The sequence below is a fragment of the Streptomyces sparsogenes genome (assembly GCF_001704635.1).
In the GTDB taxonomy this organism is placed as follows: Bacteria; Actinomycetota; Actinomycetes; order Streptomycetales; family Streptomycetaceae; genus Streptomyces; species Streptomyces sparsogenes.
In genome coordinates, this window is sequence record NZ_MAXF01000148.1 from 17,731 (window position 1) to 33,451 (window position 15,721).

Consider the following 15,721-nt stretch of genomic DNA (forward strand, 5'->3'; position numbering starts at 1 on the left):
GAGCCCGAGACGGCCGGTGCCCGAGACGGCCGGTGCTTGAGACGGCCGCGCGGCGCGGGCGGGACGGGGTCCACAATGATGCCGTTTCCGTAGATGGGTGTAGGAGGAATCGAATCAGCCGTGGAGAGCGCGAGTAACACCGAGGAGCAAGCCGCCCCGGCGGGGCCCGCCGGACCGGCCGGTCCCGCCGGACCCGACCAGCCCGCCGGTCCGGCCGAGAAGGCCGGGGAGGCCGCCGGGAAGGACGGGCAGGCCGGGAGCGGGTGGCGGCGGTGGGTGATGGACGTACGACCCCTGCGGCACCGGCCGTTCCGCCGCCTGTGGGCCTCCACCTCCGTCACGACGATCGGCAGCCAGCTCACCGCCGTGGCCGTGCCCAAGCAGATCTACGACCTCACCCAGTCCTCCGCCTGGGTCGGCTACGCGAGCTTCGCCGGCCTGCTGCCGCTCGTGGTCTTCGCGCTGTGGGGCGGCGCGGTCGCCGACCGGGTGGACCGGCGCACCCTGATGCTGTTCACCGGCGTGGGCATCGCCCTCACCTCGGTGCTGTTCTGGGCGCAGTCCTTCGCGGGGGTCCACTCGGTGGCGCTGCTCATGGTGCTGCTCGCCGTCCAGCAGGGCCTGTTCGGCATCAACTTCCCCGCCCGCAGCGCCTCCATAGCCCGGCTCGTCCCCGCCGGGGAACTGCCCGCCGCGACGGCCCTGCAGTCCACCGTCGCGCAGACCGGGATGGTCCTCGGGCCGCTGCTGGCGGGGGCGCTGATCCCTCTGATCGGCCTGTCCACGCTGTACCTGGTCGACGCCCTCGCGCTGTGCGTCACCCTGTGGGCCGTATGGCGGCTGCCCGCGCTGCCCCCGCTGGACGGCGGCGGCGCCGTCAAGGAGAGCGGCCGGCGACGGGCCGGGGCGCGGGAGGTGGCGGACGGGTTCCGCTACATCGTGGCCCACCGGGTGCTGCTGCTGTCCTTCCTCGCGGACATCGTCGCGATGGTCTTCGGCATGCCCCGCGCGCTGTTCCCGCAGCTCGCGTCGAGCACCTACGCGCCCTGGGGCGAAGGCTTCGCGCTGGGGCTGCTGTTCGCGGCGATACCCATCGGCGCGGTGGCCGGCGGGCTGCTGTCGGGCACCTTCTCCCGGGCCCGCCACCACGGGCTGATGGTCACCGCCGCCGTGGTCGTCTGGGGGCTGGCCATCACGGGCTTCGGGCTGAGCGCCGGACTGTGGTGGGCGGCCGCCTTCCTGGCCGTGGCGGGCGTCGCCGACATGGTCTCCATGGTCTTCCGCAGCGCCATCCTCCAGGCGGCCGCCACGGACGACATGCGCGGCCGGATGCAGGGAATCTTCACGGTCGTGGTCGCCGGCGGCCCGCGCCTGGCCGACCTGCTGCACGGCACGGCCGGCTCCCTGTTGGGCCCCCGCGCGGCGGTCACGGCGGGCGGCCTGCTGGTCGCCGCCACGATGCTCGCCCTGACCGCCGCCGTCCCCGACTTCCGCCGCTACACCGGCTGACGCCGCACGGCCGCGGCGCTTTGACCGAAGGGGCGACTGGACGACCGGTTCTGATCCACAATGACACCCATGAGCGAGATCCAGCCACAGCCGCGGTTCACCATATTCGTCCACCTGACGGCCCTGCCGGCGTGGCTCGCCCTGGGACGGCCCGAGCGTCAGCAGATCATCGCCGAGCATGTGGAGCCGCTGCTCGAGCGGCACTCCGCCGTCCAGGTCCGCTGGTTCGACGCCGAGGCGTGGGCGGCCGCTCCGTCCGACGTCCTGATGGCGACGACCGACGATCCGACGGCCTGGTCCGACCTCTTCGAGGGTCTTCGCGACAGCCCCCTGTGGAGCGTGCCCTACTTCCGCGTGGACATGGTGCTGCCCACGGTCGAGGACGGCTTCGCCGACTACGAGCGCCGCACCGGGCAGCGCGACTGAGACCCCGGCCAGGATGCCCACCCTGCCCCAGCAGCCCCCGGCGCAGCCGGCGGGCCCGCACATGGTCGTGTGCGGCGACGACGCGCTCGCCCACCGCCTCGCCGCCGAGCTCAAGGACGTCTACGGCGAGCGGGTGACCGTCGTCATCCCCGCCACACCCTCCGCCTGGGAGCCGCGGTCGGCGGGGACCGCCGCGCCGGGGGCGGGGCGCGGACGGGCGCGGGCCGCCGCGCTCTTCGGGCGGATGACGGCCGCCGTCGGCCGGCCGACGCTCGCCCCGCCGGCGCCCGCCACCACGTCGGCCGAGACGGGCATACGCGTCCTGGAGGCGGCCGAGCCCGACGACGAGGTGCTCACCGAGGCCGGGGTGGATCGGGCCGCCGCCCTCGCCCTGGTCTACGACGACGACGAGATCAACATCCACGCCGCCCTGCGCGCCCGCCGCCTCAACCCCCGGCTGCGGCTGGTGATCCGCCTCTACAACCGCAGGCTCGGCGAGTACCTGCGGGAACTGCTGGACCAGGCCGCGGCGGTCGCCGACCCGGAGCGGGGCGCGGCGGAGCCGGACGCCTCGACCACCGTCCTGTCGGACGCCGACACCGCCGCGCCCGCGCTGGCGGCCACCGCCGTGGCCGGCACCAGCAAGGTGATCCAGGCCGACGGGCTGCTGCTGCGGGCCGCCATCCACACCCCGCCCGGCCGGGACCGGATCGCCGACCCGGGGCTGTGCACCCTGGCCCTGCTGTCCTCGACCACCAACGACCCGGCGGGCCTGGAGGGTTCGGACAGCAGCGGGGCCGAGGGGCCGCGGCTGCTGCCCGACGACGGGGCCGTGGCCGCCGCGACCGGGCGCCGCACGGTGGTGCTGGAGGCCGTCGCCCACACCGCGCCGGCGCTGACCCCCAGCCGGCTCGGTGGCCGGGGGATGCCACTCGGCTCGCTGTTCTCCCGCCGGCTGCGGCGGACCGTGGTGGGGTTCGCCGCCGCGCTGCTGGCGCTCGCCATCGCGTCCTGGCAGATCACGGGGGAACATCCGCTGCGGGCCGCGTATCTGACGCTCCTGGACATCCTGGCGATCGGCGATCCCGCGCTGGGCCAGCCGCTGGCCCGGCAGATCCTGCAACTGCTGTCCGGACTGGTCGGCCTGATGCTGCTGCCCGTCCTGGTGGCCGCCACGCTGGAGGGCCTCGGCACCTTCCGGACCGCGTCCGCCCTGCGCCGGCCGCCCCGGGGGCTGTCCGGCCATGTCGTCCTGCTCGGGCTCGGCAAGGTCGGCACCCGGGTGCTGGCCCGGCTGCGGGAGCTGGACATCCCCGTGGTGTGCGTGGAGGCGGACCCGCAGGCGCGCGGCATCGCGCTGGCCCGCCGGCTGAGGGTGCCCACGGTCCTCGGGGACGTCACCGAGGAGGGGGTGCTGGAGGCCGCCAAGATCGACCGGGCGCACGCGCTGCTCGCCGTCACCAGCTCCGACACCACCAACCTGGAGGCGGCGCTGTACGCCCGGTCGCTGGATCCCGGCCTGCGGGTGGCCATGCGGCTGTACGACGACCGCTTCGCCACCGCCGTCTACCGCACCCTGCGGGCGGCGCACCCCCAGGCGCTGACGCGCAGCCGCAGCGTGTCCACCCTGGCGGCCCCGGCCTTCGCGGGTGCCATGATGGGGCGTCAGATCCTCGGTGCCGTACCGGTGGAGCGGCGGGTGCTGCTCTTCGCGGCGGTGCCGGTGGCGGGCCATCCGCAGCTGGAGGGCCGTACGGTGGCCGAGGCGTTCCGGCCGGGCGCCTGGCGGGTGGTCGCCCTGGACACGGCGGACGCCGACGGCCGCTTCCGCGATCTGGCCGTGGCACCCCCGGACGACGGCAGCGGCCGGCAGCGGGGGCTGGTGTGGGACCTGCCGCCGGAGTACGTGCTGCGGCCCCAGGACCGCGTGGTGCTGGCCGCGACCCGGCAGGGCCTCGGGGAACTCCTGGGGCGCGGGCCGGTGTCCGGCCGTGCGGAGCCCGCCCCGCGCCCCGCCTCCCCGGGCCCGGGGTGAGCGCCGGGCACCGGCGTCAGGACGGGCCCGCCCGGTCCGGCGGAGGGCCCCGTCAGGCTCCTGCGAGCCGGCCGTGCTCGCCGGTGCCGTTGACGGAGGACGGCGGGCGGGTGGGGCGCTCGAGGATGCCCCGGGCGTCGGTGGGGAGCGCTTCGGGGGCGGGGCCCGGGGGTGGGGCGCCGGTGGTCTCGGCGCCGGCCTGGTAGGGCTGGGCCGAGCCGTTGATCTTCTCGATGGCCTGCCGGGCCTGCTCGCCGGGGGAGCGGGCGGCCAGAGGGGCGGCCGGGGAAGGGGCGGAGGCGGCGAGCGGCTGGCCGCGGTCCGCGGCGGGCTTGGCGTGCGCGGCCGGCGGCCGGGCCCGCAGCCGGTGGCTGACGGCCTCGTCGAGGCTCACCGGGCGCTGCAGCTGGGAGGCCAGGCGGCCGGCGTCCTGGCCCAGCCTGGCGATGTCCTCCCAGGACAGATGGAGCACGAGGCGGAGTTCGGCCTCTCCGCCCGGGAGGGCTTGGACGGGAGGGATGACCGGCTCGTTCATGATCGGGCCTCCGGGTGTCGGGCATGGTCGGATCGGCGGCGCACGCCGCGCACCGGCGCGCGAAGGGGGGTACGTGCGCCGACCCCGTCCCGTTCAACACCCCGTTGACTTCGCCCCGGCCGTTTCCACGGCCGTTCCCGCGATCGCGGGCCCGCGCCGCCCGACCGCCCCTTCTTCCAGCCCACCGCCATCTGGAACAATTTCTTCCGCCCCATGGTGATGCTCTCGGACCAGCACCTGTATCCGCTCAGCCTCGGCCTCTACACCTGGAACAGCGCCGCCACCGTCTCCCCCGAGTACTACCCGCTGGTCGTCGTCGGCTCGCTGGTCGCGGCCTTCGTCCTGCTCCAGCGCTGCTGGAAGTCCGGCCCCACCGCAGGGAGCGTCACGTGACCGAACCCCGCCCCCGCCCGCGCGCCGTCCTCGCGATGGCGCCCCGGACCGCCCGGCAGGTGCTCGACGACCGGGCGCTGGCCCGGCTGGCCCGGCTCACCGACCTCGACGGGGGACTGGTCCTCGACGACCTCACCACCCCGGCCGCCCACCACGCGCTCGCCACCGCCGAACTGCTGATCACCGGGTGGGGCTGCCCGCCCGTCGACCGCGCGGCGCTGGACGCCGCCCCCCGGCTGCGCGCCGTCGTGCACACCGCCGGGACGGTACGCCACCACATCACCGCGGCCTGCTGGGAGCGCGGCATCGCGGTCTCCTCGGCCGCCGCGGCCAACGCCGTGCCCGTAGCCGAGTACACCCTCGCCATGATCCTCCTCGCCAACAAGCGCGCCCTGGACATCGCCCGCGACTACCGCGCCGAGCGCCGCCGCGTCGACTGGAACGAGCGGTACCCCGACGCGGGCAACTACCGCCGCACGGTGGGCATCCTCAGCGCCTCCGCCATCGGCCGGCGCGTCATGGCCCTGCTGCGCCCGCACGACCTCGACATCCTGCTGTACGACCCGTACCTCACGGCCGACGGGGCCCGCGCGCTGGGCGCCCGCCAGGTGCCGCTGGACGAGCTGTTCGCCACCAGCGACGTGGTCAGCGTGCACACCCCGCTGCTGCCCGAGACCCGCGGCCTGGTCAGCCGCGAGCTGCTGGCGGCCCTGCGCACCGGCGGCACCCTCGTCAACACCGCCCGCGGCGCGCTCGTGGACCAGCGCGCGCTGACCGACGAGGTGCTGGCCGGGCGGTTGTACGCGGTGCTGGACGTCACCGAGCCGGACCTGCTGCCCGCCGGCTCCCCGCTGTACGACTGCGACCACGTGCTGCTCACCCCGCACATCGCCGGGTCCAAGGGCGGCGAGCTGCGGCGCCTGGCGGACCTCGCGATCGGCGAGGTCGACCGCTACGTCCACGGGCGGCCGTTCGCCCACCCCGTACGCCCGGAGATCCTCGACCGCTCGGCCTGACACCCGGCGCGTCACGCCGGGCGACGGTGACGGGGGAGTCTCCGGGCCCTCTCCGCACCCTTCTCCATACTATGTATAATGTACTGCGTACAGAGATAGGAGTCCCCTGTGAAGATCACGTCCAGTGCGGTGTCACTCAACGTCGACGACGTCCCCGCCTCCAGCGCTTTTCTCATCGAGCACTTCGGGTTTCGCGAGGAGATGGCGGCGGACGGCTTCGCGTCCCTGACCCGCGACGACGCCGGCCTGAACGTCATCTTCCTGCGGCGGGGGCTGGAGTCCCTCCCGGCGGACCAGCGCGACGAGCACGCCGCCGGCCTGATCCTGGCCTTCGTCGTCGACGACCTCGAAGGCGAGCTGGCCCGCCTGCGCTCCGAGGGCGTGACGATCACCATGCCGCTGACCGACGAGGAGTGGGGCGAGCGCGCCTTCCAGGTGCGCGACCCCAATGGAGTGATCGTCCAGCTGGTCGACTGGAACGCCCCCACCGCCCACTGAGGCGGCCGGGCGGCGGTGTGCCATCACCGGCTCCGACGCGACCGTTGCGTACGCTGACCTGGCCGTCTGCCGAAGCGGCCGGTTCGATCCAGCGGTTCGACGGGAGTACGTGATGGCCAGCTCCGCCCGTGCGGGCACCGACGCCGGGGGACGGATGCGGCGGCGCCTGCGCGCCTGGATGCTGGAGGGCCTGGCCGACATGGCCAAGCAGCAGCCGGGCCCGCACGCCCAGTTGCCGCCCGAGCACCCGGGCCGGCCCTGGTGGAAGGTCATGTGCCTGACCGGCGTGGACTACTTCTCCACCCTGGGCTACCAGCCGGGCATCGCCGCCCTGGCGGCCGGCGTGCTCTCCCCGATCGCCACGCTGGTGCTCGTGCTGGTCACCGTCACCTGCGCGCTTCCGGTGTACCGGCGGGTGGCCGCGGAGAGCCCGCACGGCATGGGCTCGATCGCGATGCTGGAGCGGCTGCTGTCGTTCTGGCAGGGCAAGCTGTTCGTGCTGGCCCTGCTGGGCTTCGCGGCGACCGACTTCCTGATCACCATCACCCTGTCGGCCGCCGACGCCACCGCCCACCTGGTGGAGAACCCGAACGTCGACGGCGCCCTGCGCGGCCACGAGGTCCCCGTCACCCTCGTGCTGATCGCCCTGCTCGGCGCCGTCTTCCTCAAGGGCTTCACCGAGGCCATCGGGCTGGCGGTGGCCCTGGTCGGCGTCTATCTGACGCTGAACCTCGTCGTCGTGGTGGTGGCCCTGGAACATGTGCTCACCCACCCGACGGTGGTCTCGGACTGGACCCGGGCCCTGACCGCCGAGCACGGCAACCCGCTGGTGATGATCGGCCTGGCGCTGATCGTCTTCCCCAAGCTGGCGCTCGGCCTGTCCGGCTTCGAGACCGGAGTGGCCGTCATGCCCCACATCGAGGGCGACCCAGGCGACACCGAGGAGCGCCCCGTCGGACGGATCCGAGGGGCCAGGAAGCTGCTGACCACGGCCGCGCTGATCATGTGCGTCTTCCTCATCACCAGCAGCTTCGTCACCACCCTGCTGATCCCGCACCACGAGTTCGAGCCGGGCGGCCGGGCCTCGGGCCGCGCCCTCGCCTATCTGGCCCACGAGTACCTGGGCAACGGCTTCGGCACCGTCTACGACATCTCCACCATCGTCATCCTCTGGTTCGCCGGCGCCTCGGCCATGGCCGGACTGCTCAACCTCATGCCCCGCTATCTGCCGCGCTACGGCATGGCGCCGCACTGGGCGCGGGCGGTGCGGCCGACGGTGCTGGTCTTCACCCTCGTCGCCTTCCTGGTGACCTGGATCTTCCGCGCCAATGTGGACGCCCAGGGCGGGGCCTACGCCACCGGGGTGCTGGTGCTCATCTCATCCGCCGCGATCGCCGTGACGATCGCCGCGCACAAGGCCGGGCAGCGCCACTGGGCGGTCGCCTTCGCCGTCATGGCGGCGGTCTTCGTCTACACCACGGGCGCCAATGTAGTGGAGCGCCCGGACGGGGTGAAGATCGGCGCCTGCTTCATCGCCGGCATCGTCGGTCTGTCGCTGATGTCCCGGGCGGCCCGCGCCTTCGAACTGCGGGTCAGCCATGTGGAACTCGACCCCCTGGCCGAGCGCTTCGTCCGCGACATGGCCCACCGCACCATCCGCTTCATCGCCAACGAGCCGGACAACCGGGACCTGGCCGAGTACCGCGACAAGCTCCACCAGATCCGGGCCGACAACGACCTCCCGCTCGAGGAGGACCTCATCTTCGTCGAGGTGACCGTCTCCGACCCGTCCGAGTTCGAGACGGAGCTGCGGGTGTGCGGGGAGGTGATGCACGGCCGCTACCGGGTGCTGACCCTGGTCAGCTCCTCGGTCCCCAACGCGCTCGCCGCGATGCTGCTGCACGTACGGGACCTGACCGGACAGCGGCCGCACATCTACTTCGAGTGGACCGAGGGCAACCCGATCGCCCACTTCCTGCGGTTCTTCCTCTTCGGCGCGGGGGAGGTCGCCCCGGTCACCCGCGAGGTGCTGCGCGAGGCCGAGCCGGACCGGGCCCGGCGCCCGCATGTGCACGTCGGCTGAACCACCCCTTCGCGGGGGCGCGCGGAGGCGCCGGCTACCGCCCGGCCTCCGGCGCGTCGAACCGGGCGAGGTCGCGCAGCCAGGCATGGGCCGTACCGTCGGACGGCGCGCGCCAGTCACCGCGCGGCGAGAGCGAACCGCCGGCCGAGACCTTCGGACCGTTCGGCATCGCGGAGCGCTTGAACTGCGCGAACGCGAAGAAGCGGCGGCAGAAGACCTCCAGCCAGCGCCGGATCTCCGGCAGGTCGTACGCCGCCCGCTTGGCCTCCGGGAAGTTCGGCGGCCAGTCGCCGGCCTCCCGGTCGTGCCAGGCGTGCCAGGCCAGGAAGGCGATCTTCGACGGCCGGAATCCGTAGCGCAGCACGTGGAAGAGGGTGAAGTCGTGCAGCGCGTACGGACCGATCTTGGACTCGGTGGACTGCAGCTCTTCGCCCGGCACCAGCTCCGGGCTGATCTCCGTGTCGAGGATCGCGGCCAGCGTCGAGCCGGTCTCCTCGTCGAACTGGCCGCTGTTGATGACCCAGCGGATCAGGTGCTGGATCAGCGTCTTCGGCACCCCCGAGTTGACGTTGTAGTGGCTCATCTGGTCGCCCACGCCGTAGGTGGACCAGCCCAGCGCCAGCTCCGACAGGTCGCCGGTGCCGAGCACGATGCCCCCGCGCTGGTTGGCCAGCCGGAACAGGTAGTCGGTGCGCAGCCCGGCCTGCACATTCTCGAAGGTGACGTCGTACACCGGCTCGCCGGACGCGAAGGGGTGGCCCATCTCGCGCAGCATCAGCCGCGCGGTCGGGGTGATGTCCAGCTCGGCCGCGGTGACTCCGAGCGCGCGCATCAGCTTGTGGGCGTTGTCCTTGGTGTGGTCGCTGGTGGCGAAGCCCGGCAGGGTGAAGGCCAGGATGTCGCTGCGCGGGCGGCCCGCGCGGTCCATCGCCCGGGCCGCGACGATCAGCGCGTGGGTGGAGTCGAGACCGCCCGACACCCCGATGACCACCTTCGGGCCGCCGATCGCCGCCAGCCGCTGCTGGAGCCCCGCGACCTGGATGTTGTACGCCTCGTAGCAGTCCAGGGCGAGGCGGTCCGGGTCGGCCGGTACGAACGGGAAGCGCTCCAGGCGACGCCGCAGCCCGAGGTCGGCCGTCGGCGGGTCGAGCCGGAACGACACCTCCCGGAAGCCGTCGGCGCGCGCGGCGTGGGTGCGGCGGTTGTCGTCGAACGTGCCCATCCGCTGCCGCTCCTGCCGCAGCAGATCCAGGTCCACGTCGGCCACCGCGCACCGGTCGTCGGCCGGGAACCGGTCGGTCTCGGCCAGCAGCACCCCGTTCTCGTAGATCATGGTCTGGCCGTCCCAGGACAGGTCGGTGGTCGACTCGCCCTGGCCGGCCGCCGCGTAGACATACGCGGCCAGGCAGCGCGAGGACGCCGCGCGGCACAGCAGCCGCCGGTCCTCGGCCCGGCCGACCGTGATCGGGCTGCCCGACAGGTTGACGAGCACGGTCGCCCCGGCCAGGGCCGCCTCCGCGCTCGGGGGCACCGGCACCCACATGTCCTCGCAGATCTCCGCGTGCACCACCAGCCCGGGCACGTCCTGCGCCGCGAAGAGCAGATCCACCCCGAACGGCACCGTCGCGCCGCCGACCCGGATCGTCCCGCCGCGCTCGTCGTCGCCCGCGGCGATCTGCCGCCGCTCGTAGAACTCCCGGTAGTTCGGCAGGTACGACTTGGGCGCGACGCCGAGGATCCGGCCGCGGTGCACCACCACCGCGCAGTTGTAGATCCGGTTGCGATGGCGCAGCGGGGCGCCGACGACCAGCACCGGCAGCAGCTCCGCCGACCCGGCCACCACCGTCTCGAGCGCCGCCTCCACCTCGTCGAGCAACGCGTCCTGCAGCAGCAGGTCCTCGATCGAGTAGCCGCACAGGCCCAGCTCGGGGAAGACGGCGACCGCCACCCCCTCCCGCGCGCACCGGCGCGCTTGCCGCAGGACCGCTTCGGCGTTGGCCGGCGGGTCGGCGATGGCGGTGTGGCCCGTACACGCGGCGACGCGCGCGAAGCCGTGCTGATAGATCGACCAGAAGTTCAACGTGACGTCCTCGAATGCAGTGGATCACATCGACCGTGCCCTGCCGGCGCGGTCCCAGCAGCATGCCACCCGGCCCCGCGCGGCGCTGCGGCGGGCCGCGGGTTCCCCCGGCACCGGCCGCCAGGTCAGCGGCGGGGCGGCAGCCGGTGCAGCTCCACGCCGGACAGCCGCCCCGACGACACCTCGGCCGTCATATAGGTGCGGTACGGCTGTCTGCGCCGGTCGGTGGGCGAGCCCGGGTTGAGCAGCCGCAGCCGGTCCCCGGCCACGGAGTCCCACGGAATGTGGCTGTGCCCGAACACCAGCACGTCCAGCTCCGGGAAACGCTCGGCGCAACGTGCCTCCCGCCCCCGTGCCGGCCCCGTCTCGTGCACCACGCCCACGCGTACCCCGCCCAGCTCCGCGTACGCCACCTCCGGCAGCCGCGCCCGCAGCGCCGGGCCGTCGTTGTTGCCGTACACCCCGATCAGCCGCCGGGAGCGGGCCTGGAGCAGGTCGAGGGTGGCGGTGTCCACCCAGTCGCCGGCGTGGACCACCACATCGGCGCGCGCCACCTCGGCCAGCAGCTCCTCGGGGAGCTCCCTGGCGCGCCGGGGGACATGGGTGTCGGCCATCAGCAGCAACCGCACCCGGCGACCCTACCGCGCGGGCCCGCCGGACGCCCGCCGTGTCGGAGGGGCCGCGTAACGTGCGACGCGACCCGATGAGTGAAAAATAGTGTGCCAAGCGGCGGAACGGGGTAGGCCTCGGAGCCGGGTAGGGCAAGCCGGGAGGGGTGAACGGTGATGGCGGAGCAGGAGAAGGCGACGGACCGCTATCCGCGTCCGGTGGTGTCGGCCGCCGAGGCGGAGTGGGTGTGGCGGCTGCTGTCGGTGCAGGCGCTGGAGGACGGGGCCCTGCCCGAGACGGTGCGGCTCGCCGTGGTGGTCGGGCTGGCCCGGGCCACCGGCGCGCGCTACGGGGACCTGCTGCGCTGCACCACCGACGCGCTGGACCTCGACGCGCGCTGGGTGACCATCGAACACGGCAAGCACCGCGTCCCGCGCCGGCACGGCCTGGACCCGGGCACGGTCATCGTGCTGCGCCGCTGGCTGCGGGTGCGTCAGGAGCTGTGCGCGGAGCTGGAGGGGACGGTGCCGAAGGCCCTGCTGCTCACGGTGCACCACACCCACGACAACGGCGTCACCGTCGCCGCCGGGCTGCCCATCACCCGCCAGGGTCTCGTACTCTCCTGGCGCCGCTTCGTCCACCGCACCAACGCCACCCACGCCGCCCGCCGCCCCCCGCTGCCCACCCGCTTCGAACAGCTCCGCCGCGTCTGGTCACGGACCTGAGGGGGAGGCGACCGGCGGGTGGGGCACCCCCGGCGGCGACCGGGGGTGCCGTGGGCGGAGTCGCGGGCCGTCCCGGCCCAGGCCGGGACGGCCCGAACGGCGCCTAGCCCGCGGCGCTGAGCCGCTGGGCGGTGACGTCGAAGCCCGCCTTGGCCGTCACCCCGTTCACCGTCACCGCGAGGGTGGCCGTGCCCGGGCGCAGCGCGGTGAGCCGGCCCGTCGCCGGGTCGTACGCGGCGACGTAACGCGGCCGGTGCCGGGCCTTGTCGGGGTCGCCGATGAAGAGGTTCGGCGAACCGGTCCAGTCCGCGCTCACCGGGAAGGCGACGGGCACCCGGCGGGGGTCGGCGCCCCCTCCCTGGAGCAGGGTCGCGGCGACCTCGGCGTCCTGCCCGGCGGGCAGTTCGGCCGGGGCGGCCAGGGTCAGCCCGCCGGTGCCGTCGACATGGGGCCGGGTCTGGACGGACACCCAGTCGGGTCCGCCGGTCCAGGGGGCCTGGCGGGCGCGGGTCCGCTGGTGCTCGGAGACCTCGTCGACGCCGACCATGGACCAGCCGGTGAAGCCGCCCTGGCCGGGCGGGGTGGCGGGGTTCTTGCCCGAGTTGCCGTTGATCAGGTACGGCACGCCGTCGACGCGTGAGGCGTGGAAGGTGCCCACGTGGCCGCCGATGAACGCGGCGCCCTTGCCGGTGGTGCGGCGGAACTCCGCGAGCCAGTTCTCCAGCAGCGCGGCCTCCTTGCGGTCGCCGAGCTGGCTGCCCTGCTGGGGGGTGGGGTCGCGCGGGGGCACGTGCTGGATCACCATCACCGAGCCGATGTCCGGGTCCTTCGCCGCGGCGTCGAGCTGGGCGCGCAACGCCTGGATCTGGTCGAAGCCGCCGCCGCGCAGGCTCAGGCTGGAGGTGTCCAGGGTGATGAAGCGGGTGCCGCGGTGGTCGAAGACGCGGTGGGCGGGGCCGAATTCGGCCTCGAAGTTGTCGATCCTGCCGCCCATCACCTCGTGGTTGCCCGGCACATACGTCCAGGGCACGGTGTCGCCCAGCTCCTCGGTGAGGACCTTCCGGGCGAAGGCGAGGTCGGCGGGGGAGCCCTCGTCGACCAGGTCGCCGTCGATGACGAGGAGGTCGGGGCGGGCCGCCTTGATCTCCCGCAGGGTGCGGCGGGCCTGGGCGACGATGGCGCTGTCCGGGTCGCGGGCCACGAACTGGGCGTCCGACATGACGGCGAACCGCCAGTCCCGGCCCTCGGCGCGGGCGGCGGTGCCGATGAGCGGGTCCGGGTGGGTCGCCCGCGCGGGCAGGTCCACGGCGGGCGGGACCTGGGCGGTCAGGTCGTCGATGGTGATCCGGCCGGTGTACTGGCGGGTGGCGCCGGTCTCGGCGAGGTAGAAGCGCTGGACCTTCAGCGGGTACGAGACCCCGGCCGGGACGGCGAAGTCGACATGTCGCCAGCCGGTCCAGGTGATGTAGGGGCCGCGCAGCAACTGGTCGGAGCCCGCCGCGTCCTTGAGGTGGAGCGTGGGCCAGGCCCCCTTGCCGTCACCCTTGATCCACAGCCCGAAGGACTGCGGCTGGCCCTCCACGGCGATCTGCTGCGGCGGGCTGACGTAGGCGGCGCGGGTGGCGGTGGACTGGGTGAAGTCGTAGGTCAGCTCCAGGCCGGTGCCGCTGTGTCCTTCGGGGGTGGCGGCGATCGAGCCGGAGGCGCGGGCCTGGCTGAACGTCCACCGCGCGGCGTCGTCGAAGTCGGCCTCCGGGCGTTCGGTCAGCCCCACGGTGACCGCGAGCACGGTCGTGGTGCCCGCGACGGTGACCTTGACCTGGCCGGCGCCCTGTCCGCCGTGGGCCTTGACGGTGAAGTCCCCCGAGTCCGGGTCGGGGGTGATGTCGAAGAGCTCGTGGTCGTAGTCGAGCCGGACGTCGGAGGGTTCGACGGGGGCGCCGGCGCCGTGCGCGTCCAGGCCGACCACCCCGAAGCGGCCGGTGGCGTCGGCGTCCTTCAGGCCGATCAGCCGGGTGGTGGGCTGGATCCGGTCGAGTTCGTCGAGCACGGTCAGCGCGATGTCGCCGTGCGCGGCTCCCCGGCGGGCCGTGACCTTCGTGGCGCCGCTGTGCCGGGCGGTGAAGGTGCCGTCGGTGCCGACCCGCCCGACGTGGGGGTCGGCCGCCCGCCAGGTGGGGGTGCCCGCGGCGGGGCCGTACGTCTCGTCGTATCCGGCCGCGGTGAGCCGGCGGGTCAGTCCGGGGAAGACGCGCTCGGGGTGGCCGCCCCTGACCGGGTCGGCGGTGGGGGCCGACCCGGGGTCGGCCGCCGTCTCCACCCAGAAGCCCTTGAGCCGGCCGCTGCCGTCGGGGGCGGTGAACGCCAGGCCGTTGGGGACGGTGCGCTCGCTGCCGTCGGACGGGCTGTTCTCCACCCGCGCGGTGTCGCTGCCGGGCTCGCGGGCCACCAGGGTGGAGGAGCCGCCGCCGTCGAGGTTGAGCGCGCTGTAGGAGCCCGCGTCCTTCATCATCACGCCGAGTTCGGTGAGCGTGACGCCACCGCTGTCGGCCTGCCGCCCGTCCACGGTGAGGACCTGCATCGTACGGCCGTCGCGGGAGAAGCCGACGGCGGTGCGCGGGGCGGCGGTGTTGTTGCCCTCGCCGTCGTGGCCGACGGCCTTGCCGTCCACGACCAGGAGTTCCCGGCCGCTGACGGCGGTGTCCGGGGTCTCGCCGGCGTCGGGGCGCGGGCGGTACTCCCAGGAGACCGGGTCGCCGACGGCGAGGCCCGCCAGGACGTCGGCCCCGGCGTCCTTGCCGATCAGCAGGGTGGTGCCGGCGGGTATCGCGCCCTTGCCGGGCGCGGTGGCCACGGAGGTGACCCTGCCGTCCACGACGGCGACTTCGGCGGTGCGCTTCGCGCCGTCCACGGTCTGGGCGCGGTCCGCCTCCCCCCACTGGGCGGTGTAGGCGGCGATGCCCCCGGCGGGCACGTTGGCCGAGTTGAGCGCGGCGAGGGGGCGCGGGCCGTCGGGGAGGGTGAGCGTGCCGTCGAAGTACAGCTGGAGGACCCGGCCCGCGTCGCCCGGCCCGATGCCGACGGCACGGCTGCCGGCCGCGCCCGCTGAGGCCGAACTGACCACCCGGCCGCGGCTGATGCCGTTGCCCTCGGGCGCGCCGGTCTGGTTGATGTCGAAGAAGTCGCCGTTGATGGCGGCGACGGTGCGGCGGCCCGGCCCGGGGTCGTGTTCGGCGGCGAGCTTGGAGACGGGCTCGCGGGCGGCGACCTTGTCCGGGTGGAGGTAGTCGACCTTCGCGCCGCCTCCCAGGTCCACCGACAGCGCGTCGACCCGCAGCCACTTGTCGGACTCGAGCCGGTCGTACGAGGTCAGCTTCACCCCGGGGGCGACCGGCCGTATGCTGCGGGCGGTCTCGATGCCGTCGCCGTCGGCGACGGACCGGGTCGCGGCCCCGTCCCGCCCGCGCGCGCCGCTGGCGGCCGGCGGCGCGACGGGCCGCAGCATCTCGGTGGAGGACCGGGGCAGCGGCTCGGGGGCGGGGGAGGGGGTGTTGTCGGCGGCGGCCTGGCCGGCGGCGCCCAGCAACAGGGCGGACACCGCGGCCAGGACCGCCGCGGGTCTGGCGAGAGCGACAGGTGGCACGGCAACTCCAGGGAACCGTCGGCTTCGCGTGGTTCACACGCACAGCGCCCCAGCATCCCGGGGGGAGTTGACCTTGCGCCAGGAGTCGTCGGCAACATCCTGGGAAACATCGCGGCACGCGAGCCGGGGGTGTGCGCCGGGCTCGCGCGGGCGGTTCAGGAGTCGAGGG

Annotated in this window: 11 protein-coding genes and 1 pseudogene; 8 read left to right on the forward strand and 4 right to left on the reverse strand. The window is 74.3% G+C overall.

Annotated features, from left to right (window positions below):
• The first annotated feature begins 120 nt into the window (after window positions 1-120).
• From BBH68_RS30340 to BBH68_RS30350, 3 genes are all read left to right on the forward strand, one after another.
• On the forward strand, window positions 121-1,509 hold the full coding sequence (locus BBH68_RS30340) for an MFS transporter (protein ID WP_065966936.1): 1,389 nt from the start codon (window positions 121-123) through the stop codon (window positions 1,507-1,509).
• 69 nt (window positions 1,510-1,578) lie between these two features.
• Complete coding sequence (locus BBH68_RS30345; RefSeq protein WP_065966937.1) at window positions 1,579-1,935, forward strand: darcynin family protein; 357 nt, start codon at window positions 1,579-1,581, stop codon at window positions 1,933-1,935.
• 13 nt (window positions 1,936-1,948) lie between these two features.
• Window positions 1,949-3,970 (forward strand): NAD(P)-binding protein, encoded by a 2,022-nt coding sequence (locus BBH68_RS30350; RefSeq protein ID WP_065966938.1) that lies wholly within the window; start codon window positions 1,949-1,951, stop codon window positions 3,968-3,970.
• A gap of 52 nt (window positions 3,971-4,022) precedes the next feature.
• Here the strand turns inward: BBH68_RS30350 and BBH68_RS30355 are convergent, their stop codons facing one another.
• Entirely contained in the window at window positions 4,023-4,505 is a 483-nt protein-coding gene (locus BBH68_RS30355; protein WP_065966939.1) for a hypothetical protein, read from the reverse strand.
• 174 nt (window positions 4,506-4,679) lie between these two features.
• Between BBH68_RS30355 and BBH68_RS30360 the strand changes: the two are divergent.
• The 4 genes and pseudogenes from BBH68_RS30360 to BBH68_RS30375 form a co-directional block, all read left to right on the forward strand.
• A pseudogene (locus BBH68_RS30360) lies at window positions 4,680-4,898 on the forward strand (carbohydrate ABC transporter permease); the annotation flags it as partial.
• Window positions 4,899-4,933: 35 nt separating this feature from the next.
• Window positions 4,934-5,914 carry a hydroxyacid dehydrogenase gene (locus BBH68_RS30365; RefSeq protein ID WP_104531439.1) on the forward strand — a complete coding sequence of 327 codons (981 nt, stop codon included), beginning with the start codon at window positions 4,934-4,936 and terminating at the stop codon, window positions 5,912-5,914.
• A gap of 108 nt (window positions 5,915-6,022) precedes the next feature.
• Complete coding sequence (locus BBH68_RS30370; protein ID WP_065966942.1) at window positions 6,023-6,412, forward strand: VOC family protein; 390 nt, start codon at window positions 6,023-6,025, stop codon at window positions 6,410-6,412.
• Window positions 6,413-6,524: 112 nt separating this feature from the next.
• Entirely contained in the window at window positions 6,525-8,495 is a 1,971-nt protein-coding gene (locus BBH68_RS30375) for an APC family permease (protein ID WP_065966943.1), read from the forward strand.
• Window positions 8,496-8,529: 34 nt separating this feature from the next.
• Here BBH68_RS30375 and BBH68_RS30380 read toward each other — a convergent pair whose 3' ends face one another.
• Entirely contained in the window at window positions 8,530-10,575 is a 2,046-nt protein-coding gene (locus BBH68_RS30380) for an NAD(+) synthase (protein ID WP_065966944.1), read from the reverse strand.
• Window positions 10,576-10,700: 125 nt separating this feature from the next.
• Window positions 10,701-11,204: a metallophosphoesterase family protein gene (locus BBH68_RS30385; protein WP_065966945.1), complete on the reverse strand. Its 504-nt coding sequence runs from the start codon at window positions 11,202-11,204 to the stop codon at window positions 10,701-10,703.
• 156 nt (window positions 11,205-11,360) lie between these two features.
• Here BBH68_RS30385 and BBH68_RS30390 point away from each other — a divergent pair, with 156 nt between their 5' ends.
• Window positions 11,361-11,909 carry a tyrosine-type recombinase/integrase gene (locus BBH68_RS30390; protein ID WP_065966946.1) on the forward strand — a complete coding sequence of 183 codons (549 nt, stop codon included), beginning with the start codon at window positions 11,361-11,363 and terminating at the stop codon, window positions 11,907-11,909.
• 103 nt (window positions 11,910-12,012) lie between these two features.
• Here the strand turns inward: BBH68_RS30390 and BBH68_RS30395 are convergent, their stop codons facing one another.
• Window positions 12,013-15,552, reverse strand: coding sequence for a phosphodiester glycosidase family protein (locus BBH68_RS30395; protein ID WP_065966947.1), 3,540 nt, complete (start codon window positions 15,550-15,552; stop codon window positions 12,013-12,015).
• Window positions 15,553-15,721 lie beyond the last annotated feature (169 nt).